The organism is Cupriavidus sp. 96C5-1 (assembly GCF_057798855.1).
Map to the genome: position 1 here is coordinate 128,023 of NZ_JBYOJU010000028.1, position 11,706 is coordinate 139,728.

Sequence of the window (11,706 nt, forward strand, 5' to 3'; positions counted from 1 at the left end):
CATCCATACACCACGGGAGCCTCCCATGCCGCTCTACCCCATCCTTAGCGCCCTGCTGTGCTACCCCGAGCAGGACCTTCTCGACGCCCTGCCTGAAATCGACACCGCGCTGGCCAGGTCGCCGCAGGCGCAAGCCACGCTGGCGCCCCTGGGCGAGCTGTTGAAGACCAACACGCTGATCGAACTCCAGGAGAACTACGTCGCCACCTTCGACCGCAACCCCGCCCACTCGCTGCACCTGTTCGAACACGTGCACGGCGAAAGCCGGGATCGCGGCCAGGCCATGGTCGACCTGATCGACGAATACCGCCGCGAGGGCTTCGAGCCCGCCGAGGCGGAACTGCCCGATTTCGTGCCGCTGTTCCTGGAGTTCCTGGGCGCGCTGGTGGCCGACGGCAAGGACGCGCACGCCGGGCAACTGCTGGGCGACGCCATCCACGTGCTCGCCGCGGTTGGCGACCGGCTGGCGCGCAACGAGAGTCCGTATGCCGCGGTGTTCACCGTATTGCGCACGCTCACTGACGTGCAGCCACAGCCCCGGACCGAGCCGCCGGTGCGGGATATGGACGAAGCGCTGGAGACCTTCGGCCCCGGCGTGGACGGCGTGGAACCGCTGCTCGCACCGCGCCCCCTCGGCGACCAGCCCGTGCGCTTCTACGCCCGCGGCACGGCGCCCATGACCACCGCTCGCTGAGGCAACGACCATGAACCTGCTCAATCAATTCCTCTACGGCATCTATCCGTACATCGCCCTGGTCGTCTTCCTGTTCGGCAGCCTGGCGCGCTTCGAGCGCGAACAATACGGCTGGAAGAGCGACAGCTCGCAACTGCTCCATCGCGGCAACCTGCGGGTCGGCAGCATCCTCTTCCACGTCGGCATCATCGGGCTGTTCTTCGGCCATCTGGTAGGCCTGCTGACGCCCGTGGCGGTCTGGGACGCCCTGGGCGTCTCGCATGGATTCAAGCAAGGCGTGGCCATGGCGGCCGGCGGCCTGATGGGCACCATGTGCCTGTCCGGCCTGCTGATCCTGCTCCACCGCCGCTTCACCAATGCCCGCGTGTCCGCGGTCACGCGCACCGGCGACAAGGTGCTGCTGCTGTGGATCCTGGTGACCTTGCTGCTGGGCCTTTCCACCATCTTCGAATCGTCCCGCCATATGGACGGCCACATGATGGTGCAGCTGATGACCTGGGCCCAGCACATCGTCACCCTGCGCGGGGACGCCGCCAGCTATATCGCCGCTGCGCCGCTGCTGTTCAAGGCCCATCTGTTCATGGGGATCTCGCTGTTCGCCATCTTCCCCTTCACCCGGCTGGTGCACGTGTGGAGCGGATTCGCCTCGGTCGGCTACCTGGGCCGCGCCTGGCAACTGGTGCGCAGCCGCTGAAGCCCGCCCCGCCAACCGGCCGTCCTGCAAGGAGAAAGCTATGCCCATCTTAGTCAACGGCGTCGAACTGGAAGACGCCGAGATCGAACGTGAACTGGCCCACCATGCCGGCTCGCATGAACCCACCCGGCACGCCGTGGTTGCCCTGATCCTGCGTCATCTGGTGCGCGCGCAGGCGCGGCGGCTCGGACTGCCCGGCGACGACGACGAGTCCCTGACCGAGGCCCTGCTGGAGCGGGAGGTCGGGCTGCCCGAGCCCGACGAGGCCAGTTGCCGCCGGCATTACGACAGCCATCTGGAACGCTTCCGCGAGGGCGAGTGGGTCGAGGCCGGGCACATCCTGTTCCAGGTGACGCCGCGGGTCCCGCTCGATGCGCTGCGCGAAACGGCCGAGGCCACGCTGGCGCAGGTGCTGGCCGATCCCTCGGCGTTCGCCGGGCTGGCGAATGCCCGCTCCAACTGCCCGACCGGCGCCGGCGGCGGACACCTTGGCCGCGTGTTCCGCGGCGAAACCGCGCCCGAGTTCGAGCGCGCCATCTTTGCCGCGCGCAATCCGGGCGTGCTGGCCCGGCTGGTTGAAACGCGCTACGGCCTGCACGTGGTACGGGTCATCGAGCGCTGCGAAGGCGTACAGCTGCCGTTCGATGCCGTGCGGCAATCCATCGCCCGCGCCCTCGCGGCGGCGGCGCGCGACCGCGCGTGGAAGCAGTACGCAAGCCTGCTGATCGGCGGCGCCAGCATTGAAGGGATCGACCTCGGCGGCGCCGAAACGCCGCTGGTGCAATAAACAACCTCCACCTCCGGCAACAGGCACTGGCAAGCCCCGGACGCCGCATTCCCGTCTCTCCGGAATGCGCACCGCGCTTCGCCAGTCCGCCCACCCGGAGGCCATCTCTGGGAGAACGATCATGCAACCCGCCATCCTCGGCATCGCCGGCACCTCGGGCAGCGGCAAGACCACGCTGATCACGGCCATGCTCGCCTGGTTTCGCCAGCAAGGGCTGACCGTCAATGTCATCAAACATAGCCACCATTCTCTCGAGCTCGAGCCGCCGGGCAAGGACAGCGCACGCTTTCGCCAGGCCGGCGCCGGCGAAGTCCTGGTGGCTTCGCCATTCCGCTTTGCCATCCTGCACGAACTGAACGGTGCGCCGGAGCCGACCTTGCGCGAGCAGGTGGCGCGCCTGGCGCCGGCGGACCTGACCCTGGTGGAAGGGTTCCGCAGCGAAGCCATCCCGCGCATCGAGGTTTTCCGGCCGGCGCACGGGCGCGCCCCCTACTATCCCCGCGACCCGTCCATCGTGGCGGTGGCCAGCGACGTGCCGCTCGATATCGGCATGCCTTGCCTGCCGCTCGACCAGGCCGCCCAGGTGGCGCGCTTCATTCTCAGGCTGTGCAAGCTGGATGACGCGGTCTCTTCACGTGGAGAGCGTTCCGTCACTTCATCCGCCGAAACTACGCGATGCAAGCCGTCGGCGATCGCCTCCTGAAGGCATCTCCCCAATCCGCCCATCAAGTCCGGAGGTATCGCAATGCCCAAGGCTGACACCACATCCTTGCCTCTCGTCTACGCGTGCTCCGGCTGCTCCAGCGTGGCGCAGCTCGCCAACACCTTCGCCGTACGGCTGGACCGCGGCGGGCTGGCCGAGATGTCCTGCATCAGCGGGGTTGGCGGCGGCGTTGCCGCGCTCACCAGGGTGGCCCGTTCGGGCCGCCCGATCCTGGCCCTGGACGGCTGCCCGCTGGCCTGCGTGAAAGCCTGCCTGGCCAGCGCGGGGGTTGCGCCCGACCGGCATCTGGTGCTCAACCGGCTGGGCGCCACCAAGCGGCAGCATGGCGAATGCAGCGAGACGGAAGCCGGAGCGGCCTGGGAGGCGGTGACACTGGCGCTGTCGGCCATCAAGGATGCGCCGCCCCGGCATGCCGACAAAGCCGCATTGGCCGAAGCCGAAGGGATGCCCCAAGACCGTCTGGAATGACGACGGCTGTCACGCTCTGTCCCCTCACGGGGAGAGGGGAGAAAACCGGAGCATGGCGAACGGCAGTGCCATACGGAACACGCGGAGCATGAGGCGCTACAGCCAGCCCACTCACGCCCGAACCTCAAACCTGCCCCCCTCCCGCAAGCGGGAGAGATGGGGAGCAAACCGCCGCAACCGCAGGTTCATCAGCAAGCTGAAGAGCGGCACTTGCCGCCCTTGCTGCCTCCTCAGGTAGGCTGCGACGTGGCGGCGCCCGGCGCCAGGTGCCTGGTCAACCCGGTCAGCCATTCCGGCCGGCTCACCGCGTCCAGCCAGTACTTCACTTCCAGGCCAAGCGCGGTATCGCCGCCAATCGCCAGACGCCGCTGGAAAAACAGCGTATCGGTGTCGGCTTCCCCGCCCAGCAGCCGCAGGTAATCGACGGCATTGGCGCGCAACGTCAGCGCCGGCGGGCTACCGTCAAAGGGCCCGGCGGCAAAACGGCCATCCGTGCAGCGAAAACGCACCTGCAGGCCAAGGTCCTCCACCGTCAGCAGGAAGCAATGGCCATCGAGCGCCGCCGGTGGCTGCAGCCACCCACGCCGCCGCGCAAGCTCCAGCGCGGCCACCAGGGGCAAGGCACGGGCCTGCGCCGGCATCGCGCGGTGCAGGCGTGCCAGCATGGCTTTCGGGCCGATCATGCGTGTTCCTCCTGCCAGGCGATGCCGGCGCGTCCGTCCCAATAGCCATTGCTGGGCTGCGCCCCCGCCGGCAGCAAGCCGCCGGGCGCCGCGGTACGCTCGCCGGAGCGCAGTGCCGCAAGCGCCGCCACCACATCCAGCGTGGCGCTGGCATGGGGGCTGACCCGCACCGAGCCGATGCCCATCGCGGTCATGGCCGGCACCTCGGCGCACAGGTCAAGACAGCTGGCGGACTGGATCTGCACCCCGTTGAGCGTGAAGAACGGCTGGCCCTCCCCGGTCGAAGCCACCAGGCCATCCGGGTACTCGAGGCAGCGGAACTCGCAATTGTCCTTGCGCAGCCTGTGGTGCCGCGCAGTGAAACACCGCGCCGAGAACGCCAGCGGCATCCGGCCCCAGACCAGCACCTCCAGGTCCGTGCCCGCCGGGCGTGCCGCCGCCAGCGCCGCCAGCGCGGTGCGGTCCATTTCCAGCGGGGGCACGCATGCTATGGCCCCCATCCCGCTGAGCCAGGCGAGCGTATCCGCGTGATACACGTTCAGATGCGGGCCGCAGATGAAGGCGCGCCCCTGCATCCGGTTGACGGCGCCCAGGTCGTTGGCCTCGACCAGATATTCGGTCTGCTCGCAGACGCGGTGCATGCAGGCTATATCGCTGTCGGATTCGACCAGCACCGGGGTCGAGAGCACGACCTCCTTGCCGGCCTCCTGCAGCATCTGCGCGATCTCCAGCCAGTGGGCATGGCGCAGCTCATGGCGGCGGGTACAGACGGTCTCGCCCAGGTAGACGCGGTCCACCGCGGAGTCTGCGACCTGCGCATAGAACTGCATGACCGTGGTGCGCGGCCAGTAGTACAGCAGCGGGCCCAGCGAGATGCCGAAGCTGCCCGCCACAGCCGCCACAGCCGCGCTCGGCTCGTTCATCGAATCGTTCATTGGTAGTTTGGTTCCAGAAGGAGAATGTCATGCCCGCAGGCACAAAGAAGGCAGCAGGCGCAGGCGCCGCGGCGCGGCCTCAACGCCATGGCCGGTCGTAAGCGCCCTGGGTCACCTGGTCGCCCTCGGCGTGCCGCCCGAGTACGCCCTGCCATTCCTGACGCGCGGTGAAGCGCGACGGATCGGCGCCAGCGGCGTCGATCGCTGCGCGCAGCACGCCAACCACGTCGCCCACATAACGGGGGCTACGCTGGCGGCCTTCGATCTTGATCGCGGCAATGCCTATGCCGATCAGCGCCGGCAGCAGCGACAGCGCATTGAGGCTGGTCGGCTCCTCGAGCACATAGCCCCGCTCGCCCTCCACCTCGAACCGTCCCTTGCACAGGGTCGGGTAGCCGGCCGGCTCGCCGGGCGCGTAGCTGTCGATCAGGATGCCGGACAAGCGCGCCTGCATGGTTCCCTCGTGCTCTTCCCAGCGCACGGCATGCGCGGGCGAGCACACGCCCTTGTTGTTCGGCGAGTCGCCAGTCGCGTAGGAAGACAGCAGGCAGCGGCCTTCGGCCATCACGCACAGGCTACCGAAGCCAAACACTTCGAGCTCCACATCGGTCTGCCGCGCGAGCTTGCCGATCTGCGCCAGCGACAGCACGCGCGGCAGCACCACCCGGTGTATGCCGAAACGCGCGCGCATCAGTTCGATGGCGTCGGCGTGGGTGGCCGAACCTTGCACCGACAGATGAAGACGCAGCTGCGGATGGCGCTCGCGGGCATAGGCCATGAGGCCGGGATCGGCCATGATGACGGCATCCGCGCCCAGCTCCGCCGCGGCATCGACGGCGCGGTGCCAACACGCAACCGCGCCCATCTGCGCGAAGGTATTGATGGCGAACAAGACTTCCGCGCCCTGCGCGTGGGCTTCGGCCACGCCTGCCTGGATATCGGCCTCGGTGAAGTTCAGCCCGCCGAAGTTGCGCGCATTGGTGGCGTCGCGCAGGCCAAGGTAGACGGCGTCGGCGCCACGTTGCAGCGCCACGCGCAGCGCAGCCAGCGAGCCGGCGGGCGCAACCAGTTGCGGGCGACGCGTTGTGCCCGGAGTGTTGGAGGTCATGGATAGGCTCAATGAGGTTTCGGGCGTCCGCATGCGCCAAGGCGGCGGCGAACGCAAGTGAGCCATGATCCTAGCCAAGCTCCGGCACGGACCAATTGACCAGGCGCAAAAGCGCGGGCCGCCGCGCACGGCGCCGACGACGGCCATCCGCCGAGTGGCATAGGCCATTGGTATCGAGCCGGCCCCGACTTGATCCAACGCAAGTTTCCCGCCGCATGTCCATGCAAACCTATGCCGCTTTCCTGCAACGCACGGCATCCCCGCCGGCGAGCAGAATGTCTTACCGAGGGTGATATGCAAGAGCATTGGCTAAAGCTGATTGGCCGCCGGCTGGTCCCGGTGGTACAGGGCGGCATGGGTATCGGCATCTCCGCGCACCGGCTGGCAGGCGCGGTGGCGAGCCAGAACGGCATGGGCACCATTGCCAGCATCGATCTGCGCCATCATCATCCGGACCTGATGGCGGCCACGGCCAAGTCACGTGACAAGGACAAGATAGAGGCAGCCAACCTGGTGGCACTGGATCGCGAGATCCAGGGCGCGCGGCAGCTCTCGGGCGGGCGCGGTGCCATCGCGGTGAACGTCATGAAAGCCGTCAGCTCGCATGCCGCACTGGTCCGGCAGGCCTGCGAGAGCGGGGCCGATGCCATCGTGATGGGCGCGGGGCTGCCACTCGACCTGCCCGAACTCACGGCCGGTCACCCGGACATTGCCTTGATTCCCATCCTGTCGGACTCCCGTGGCATCGGCCTGGTGCTGCGCAAGTGGATGAAGAAGAACCGCCTGCCCGACGCCATCGTCATCGAGGACCCGGCGCACGCCGGCGGCCACCTTGGCGCTTCGCGCATCGAGGACATCGGCGATGGGCGCTTCTCCTTCGCACGCGTGCTGGCCGAATGCCGCGAAGTATTCGCCGGACTGGGGCTGGCCTGGGAGAGCGTTCCCCTGATCCTTGCGGGCGGGATCAACAGCCATGCCAAAGTCCGTCACTGGCTGGGTGAAGGCGCCTCGGCCGTGCAACTGGGGACGGCCTTCGCCGTGACCGAAGAAGGCGATGCGCACCCGGCTTTCAAGGAAGTCCTGGCCAGCGCGCGTCCCGAACAACTGAGCGAGTTCACCAGCGTGGCCGGCCTGCCGGCACGCGCCGTACTGACGCCGTGGCTCAAGCGCTACCTGTCGCGTGAAGCGACGCTGCGGACCCGCGCCAAGGTGCGCGACTGCCTTGAAGGCTTCGACTGCCTGCAGGCTTGCGGCCTGCGCGACGGCATCGGCCGCGTCGGGCAGTTCTGCATCGACCTCAAGCTGGCCCAGGCCATGCGCGGCGACGTGGAGCGCGGGCTGTTCTTCCGCGGCAAGGGGAGCCTGCCGTTCGGCCAGGCCATCCGCCCGGTCCGCGAACTGATGCACTACCTGCTCACCGGCGAAATGCCAACCGGCCTCGACACGCCACCGGGCCAGGCGGCACACGCCGTGTGATGTCGCCTGCGCCATCGCTACCGCTACCGGCGGCAGCCCCTCCGATCCCGGCCCGGGCGCCGGAAAATTCTGTCACGCCATGATATTTAAGGAAAGTTACGCAAGAACCACCCGAACCCGCAAGCGATCTTGATCTTGCGCAAGTCGCCGCGCCGGCTCGCCGTCAATAATGCGACAAGCCCCTGGTACTAGAGCGCCGGCACAGACCGCCAAGCACGCCAGGGGCCGGAGCCATATGGTAGACCTCACGCCCCCTTGCCCGCCCGCTCCCACCCTGGAGCCGTCCGTCACCCCGCCGCGTAGCCAGGCAGAGTTGCCAGGTTTGCGCCACCGCCTGTCGACGCGGATCGTCTCGCTCTCGCTGGGCGCGCTCCTGATCGTGCTGACCATGATCTCCGGGACGCTGTGGCTGTCATGGCAACTCGAAGGCGCGGGCGCGGCCATCAACGATGCAGGCAGCCTGCGCATGCGTGCCAATCGCGTGGCCATCGAACTCGCCAGGGCGCGTGCCGGCGCGAGCCATCAACTGGATGCCCAGCTCACCGGAGTGGATACCACCCTGGCACGCCTGCGCCAGGGCGATCCGGCGCGCCCATTGTTCCTGCCGGATGACCCCGGTATCCACGCACAGCTTGACCGGGTAGACCGTGACTGGAACCAGCGCATCAAGCCGCTCGCCCTCGCCGACCTGTCCGCCGCGAACGGCACGTCTCCCTCCTACCCGTCGGCGCTGACGTCGTTCGTGGATCAGGTCAATCGCCTGGTCAGCATGATCGAGCAGGAAAACGCCATGAAGACCACCTTGCTGCGCCTGTCGCAGGCGGGGCTCGCGGCGATGGCCTGCATGGGCACGGTGGCCGTCATCTACCTGCTCTATATCTGGATCATCCTTCCTGTCATACGCTTGCAGGACGGTTTGCACCGCATGGCCGCGCGGGAGTTCTCGCTGCGGCTGCCGGTGGAAACCAGCGATGAATTCGGCATGCTGGCGAAAGGCTTCAACCAGATGGCAGGCGAACTGCAGGGGCTGTACCAGGATCTGGAAGCACGCGTGGCACAGAAAACCGCTGAGCTGGCGCGGCACAACCGCGATCTCGCGGCGCTCTACGACATGGCCGCCTTCCTCAACATGCCAAACGACAGCGAGGCGCTTTGCCGCGGCTTCCTGCAGCGCGTGATGAAACAGTTCGATGCCGACGGCGGCAGCGTGCGCATGATCGACGCAGACCACAACCAGCTTCATCTGCTGGTATCGGCCGGCCTCTCGGCGGACCTGGAAGAGGCCGAGCACTGCATGAAGGCGGATGCGTGTTTCTGTGGCGAAGCGGCTAGCGAAACGGTCGTGCTGATCGAAGATCTCAACAAAGGCCCTGCGCTCTCGGCCGGCCGGCCAGCGTCCGGTGAGCGTTTCGGCTGCGCCAGGGAAGGCTTCCCGGGGCTTGCGGTGTTTCGCATAGAGACGCAGCGCGCGGTGATGGGCACCTTCTCCCTGCACTTTCGCAACCCCATGCAGCTGCCGGCTTCGGACATCCGCCTGCTCGAGACGTTCGGACAGCATATCGGCGTAGCCCTGGACCACCTGCACCTGTCGGAGACCGCGCGCCAGCTGGCGGTGGTGGAAGAGCGCAACCTGGTGGCCCAGGGCCTGCATGACAGCATTGCCCAGGGGCTTAACTACCTGAACCTGCAGGTGCAGTTGCTGGAAGACGCCGTCTCGCGCAACGATATGGACGAGACCCGAACCATCGTGCCGCTATTGCGCTGCGGTGTGGAGGAAAGCTATCAGGATGTACGTGAACTCCTGCTCAACTTCCGCAGCAAGCTTGCGCATGGCGCGTTGCGCCAGGCAGTGGAAGACACCGTGGCACGCTTCCGGCGCCAGAGCAGCACGGAGCTCGCCCTGGTGTTCAATGACGCTCAGGGCGGGCCGCCCCTGCAGCCCGAGCAGCAACTGCAGGTGCTGTTCATCCTGCAGGAGGCCCTTTCCAATGTACGAAAGCATGCGCGTGCGGGGTACGCCAGCGTCATCGTGCGCAATGGACGCACCTTCAGCATGATCGTGGAGGACGATGGCGACGGCTTCGACCCTGCCGAGCCGGCGGGAGACGACCAATCCCACGTGGGATTGCACATCATGCGCGAGCGGGCGGCCCGGCTGTCGGCCAGCCTGCGGATCGTGGCCGCGCGGGGCACGGGCACGCGGGTCGAGCTCATCCTGCCGCGGTAGTGAACACGGCACGGCCACCGAACGGGCTCGCCAGCATACTTTTATAGGTGAATATCATGACCATCCGCATCCTCCTGATAGACGACCACTCCCTGTTTCGCTCGGGCGTGCGTGCCCTGCTGGCGCGCCAGACCGACTTCGAGATCGTCGACGAGGCGTCCGATGGCGTGGAGGGCGTCAAGCGAGCCAAGCAGCACCGGCCCGATGTGATCCTGCTGGACCTGAACATGCCCGGCCTGTCGGGGCTTGAAACCCTGCAGCTACTGGTGGAAGACCTGCCCGACAGCGTCGTGGTGATGCTCACCGTGTCGGAGGAAGCCGAAGAACTGGCGGCCGCGCTTCGCAGCGGCGCCCGGGGCTATCTGCTGAAGAATATCGAAGCGGAAACCCTGACCAGCGCCATCCGCCGCGCCGCGGCGGGAGAGGCGGTCATCTCTCACAGCATGACGGCAAAGCTTGTCGCGCAGTTCCGTGCGCCCACCAACCCTCCCGTGGCAACGGCGGCAAGCGTGAGCGACGAGCCCCGGCTTACCTCGCGCGAACACGAGATCGTGCGCGGCCTCACGCGCGGCGAGAGCAACAAGGAGATCGCGCGCGAGCTGGGCGTGGCGGAAAGCACCGTCAAGATCCATGTACAGAATATCCTCAAGAAGCTCAACCTGACGAGCCGCGTGCAGATCGCCGTCTACGCCGTCGAGCGCGGGCTGACCACGCCCGGCTGAACCGGCCATCGCGTCGCCAGCCCTCACACCATGACCGAATCCGTCATCCCCATCTTCGACCTGCGCGACCATCGCTACCGCTCGATGACGCCCAGCATCCCGGACGTGCTCGCCGCACCGTCCGGCCTGGTTGCCGACACGCGCGGCAGGCCGCTCTGGTTGCCGACACGCGCGGCAGGCCGCTGCATGATCTGCGCATTTCGGTCACGGACCGCTGCAACTTCCGTTGCGTCTATTGCATGCCGAAGGAAGTATTCGGCAAGGACTACACCTTCCTGCCCCATTCCGAGTTGCTGAGCTTCGAGGAAATCGAACGCGTCGCCCGCCTCTTCGTCGCCCACGGGGTCGAGAAGATCCGCCTGACCGGCGGCGAGCCGCTGCTGCGCAAGAACATCGAGAAGCTGGTGGAGATGCTGGCGCGCATCGAAACGGTGTCGGGCAAGCCGCTCGACCTCACCCTCACCACCAACGCCTCGCTGCTGGCTCGCAAGGCGCGCGCGCTGCGCGATGCGGGCCTGTCGCGCGTGAGCGTGAGCCTGGACGCCATCGACGACGCCACCTTCCGCCGCATGAACGATGTCGACTTCGCGGTGCGCGATGTGCTGGACGGCATCGAGGCTGCCCAGGCCGCCGGCCTGGCGCCGATCAAGGTCAATATGGTGGTCAAGCGCGGCACCAACGATGCCGAGATCGTGCCGATGGCCGCCCATTTCCGCGGCAGCGGCATCATCCTGCGCTTTATCGAGTTCATGGACGTCGGCGCCAGCAACCACTGGCAGATGGATGAGGTGCTCCCCTCGGCCGAGGTGGTCCGCCGCATCCACGAAGCCTTCCCGCTCGAAGCCATCCCCGCCAACCATAGCGGCGAGACCGCCGAGCGCTGGCGCTACCGCGACGGCGCCGGCGAGATCGGCGTGATCTCCAGCGTCACCCACGCCTTCTGCGGCGATTGCAGCCGTATCCGGCTGTCCACCGAAGGCCGGCTCTACCTCTGCCTGTTCGCCACCGAAGGCTACGACCTGCGCGCGCTGCTGCGCGGCGAACACAGCGACCTGGCAATCTCCAACGCGATTGCCGGGGTCTGGCAAGGACGCACCGACAACTACTCCGAACAGCGCAGCAACCCGGCGGTGCGCCAGGCCCGCGCCGAACGCAAGATCGAAATGTCCTATATCGGTGGCTGACGGC

The 11,706-nt window shown here is 67.3% G+C and carries 12 protein-coding genes; 9 read left to right on the forward strand and 3 right to left on the reverse strand.

The window, feature by feature from the left end; translation table 11 throughout:
• Positions 1 to 25 precede the first annotated feature (25 nt).
• The 5 genes from narJ (at position 26) to AC3FOF_RS27025 (ending at position 3,367) form a co-directional block, all read left to right on the forward strand.
• Positions 26 to 694 (forward strand): nitrate reductase molybdenum cofactor assembly chaperone, encoded by a 669-nt coding sequence (gene narJ / locus AC3FOF_RS27005; protein ID WP_017223982.1) that lies wholly within the window; start codon positions 26 to 28, stop codon positions 692 to 694.
• A gap of 10 nt (positions 695 to 704) precedes the next feature.
• Complete coding sequence (gene narI, locus AC3FOF_RS27010) at positions 705 to 1,388, forward strand: respiratory nitrate reductase subunit gamma (protein ID WP_488728346.1); 684 nt, start codon at positions 705 to 707, stop codon at positions 1,386 to 1,388.
• Positions 1,389 to 1,428: 40 nt separating this feature from the next.
• On the forward strand, positions 1,429 to 2,175 hold the full coding sequence (locus AC3FOF_RS27015; protein ID WP_017223984.1) for a peptidylprolyl isomerase: 747 nt from the start codon (positions 1,429 to 1,431) through the stop codon (positions 2,173 to 2,175).
• A 121-nt stretch (positions 2,176 to 2,296) separates the two neighbouring features.
• A complete protein-coding gene (mobB, locus tag AC3FOF_RS27020) occupies positions 2,297 to 2,878 on the forward strand; it encodes a molybdopterin-guanine dinucleotide biosynthesis protein B (protein WP_276263775.1) in 582 nt (193 codons plus the stop codon).
• A gap of 42 nt (positions 2,879 to 2,920) precedes the next feature.
• On the forward strand, positions 2,921 to 3,367 hold the full coding sequence (locus tag AC3FOF_RS27025; protein WP_488728347.1) for a putative zinc-binding protein: 447 nt from the start codon (positions 2,921 to 2,923) through the stop codon (positions 3,365 to 3,367).
• Positions 3,368 to 3,597: 230 nt separating this feature from the next.
• On the opposite strand, the gene ubiT is transcribed toward AC3FOF_RS27025, so the two are convergent.
• The 3 genes from ubiT to ubiU form a co-directional block, all read right to left on the reverse strand.
• The gene (ubiT, locus tag AC3FOF_RS27030; protein WP_276263776.1) at positions 3,598 to 4,050 is read right to left on the reverse strand and encodes a ubiquinone anaerobic biosynthesis accessory factor UbiT; all 453 of its coding nucleotides are present in this window, start codon (positions 4,048 to 4,050) and stop codon (positions 3,598 to 3,600) included.
• The gene (locus AC3FOF_RS27035; RefSeq protein ID WP_488728348.1) at positions 4,047 to 4,985 is read right to left on the reverse strand and encodes a U32 family peptidase; all 939 of its coding nucleotides are present in this window, start codon (positions 4,983 to 4,985) and stop codon (positions 4,047 to 4,049) included. The genes ubiT and AC3FOF_RS27035 overlap by 4 nt, the downstream gene beginning before the upstream one ends.
• A gap of 79 nt (positions 4,986 to 5,064) precedes the next feature.
• A complete protein-coding gene (ubiU, locus tag AC3FOF_RS27040) occupies positions 5,065 to 6,093 on the reverse strand; it encodes a ubiquinone anaerobic biosynthesis protein UbiU (RefSeq protein ID WP_276263778.1) in 1,029 nt (342 codons plus the stop codon).
• Between the two features lie 294 nt (positions 6,094 to 6,387).
• Here ubiU and AC3FOF_RS27045 point away from each other — a divergent pair, with 294 nt between their 5' ends.
• From AC3FOF_RS27045 to moaA, 4 genes are all read left to right on the forward strand, one after another.
• A complete protein-coding gene (locus AC3FOF_RS27045) occupies positions 6,388 to 7,569 on the forward strand; it encodes an NAD(P)H-dependent flavin oxidoreductase (RefSeq protein WP_488728349.1) in 1,182 nt (393 codons plus the stop codon).
• 235 nt (positions 7,570 to 7,804) lie between these two features.
• Positions 7,805 to 9,796, forward strand: a complete 1,992-nt coding sequence (locus tag AC3FOF_RS27050; protein WP_488728350.1) for a type IV pili methyl-accepting chemotaxis transducer N-terminal domain-containing protein — start codon at positions 7,805 to 7,807, stop codon at positions 9,794 to 9,796.
• A gap of 56 nt (positions 9,797 to 9,852) precedes the next feature.
• Positions 9,853 to 10,518, forward strand: a complete 666-nt coding sequence (locus tag AC3FOF_RS27055) for a response regulator (RefSeq protein WP_035817945.1) — start codon at positions 9,853 to 9,855, stop codon at positions 10,516 to 10,518.
• A gap of 38 nt (positions 10,519 to 10,556) precedes the next feature.
• Positions 10,557 to 11,702 (forward strand): GTP 3',8-cyclase MoaA, encoded by a 1,146-nt coding sequence (moaA, locus tag AC3FOF_RS27060; RefSeq protein ID WP_488728355.1) that lies wholly within the window; start codon positions 10,557 to 10,559, stop codon positions 11,700 to 11,702.
• Positions 11,703 to 11,706: the final 4 nt, after the last annotated feature.

What these genes read in the sequence shown, in the direction of transcription:
- ubiT (WP_276263776.1), bottom strand. Translation starts at nt 4,050, where the DNA reads ATGATCGGCCCGAAAGCCATGCTGGCACGCCTGCACCGCGCGATGCCG.
- AC3FOF_RS27045 (WP_488728349.1), top strand. Translation starts at nt 6,388, where the DNA reads ATGCAAGAGCATTGGCTAAAGCTGATTGGCCGCCGGCTGGTCCCGGTG.
- AC3FOF_RS27050 (WP_488728350.1), top strand. Translation starts at nt 7,805, where the DNA reads ATGGTAGACCTCACGCCCCCTTGCCCGCCCGCTCCCACCCTGGAGCCG.
- narI (WP_488728346.1), top strand. Translation starts at nt 705, where the DNA reads ATGAACCTGCTCAATCAATTCCTCTACGGCATCTATCCGTACATCGCC.
- AC3FOF_RS27055 (WP_035817945.1), top strand. Translation starts at nt 9,853, where the DNA reads ATGACCATCCGCATCCTCCTGATAGACGACCACTCCCTGTTTCGCTCG.
- narJ (WP_017223982.1), top strand. Translation starts at nt 26, where the DNA reads ATGCCGCTCTACCCCATCCTTAGCGCCCTGCTGTGCTACCCCGAGCAG.
- ubiU (WP_276263778.1), bottom strand. Translation starts at nt 6,093, where the DNA reads ATGACCTCCAACACTCCGGGCACAACGCGTCGCCCGCAACTGGTTGCG.
- AC3FOF_RS27025 (WP_488728347.1), top strand. Translation starts at nt 2,921, where the DNA reads ATGCCCAAGGCTGACACCACATCCTTGCCTCTCGTCTACGCGTGCTCC.
- AC3FOF_RS27035 (WP_488728348.1), bottom strand. Translation starts at nt 4,985, where the DNA reads ATGAACGATTCGATGAACGAGCCGAGCGCGGCTGTGGCGGCTGTGGCG.
- AC3FOF_RS27015 (WP_017223984.1), top strand. Translation starts at nt 1,429, where the DNA reads ATGCCCATCTTAGTCAACGGCGTCGAACTGGAAGACGCCGAGATCGAA.
- mobB (WP_276263775.1), top strand. Translation starts at nt 2,297, where the DNA reads ATGCAACCCGCCATCCTCGGCATCGCCGGCACCTCGGGCAGCGGCAAG.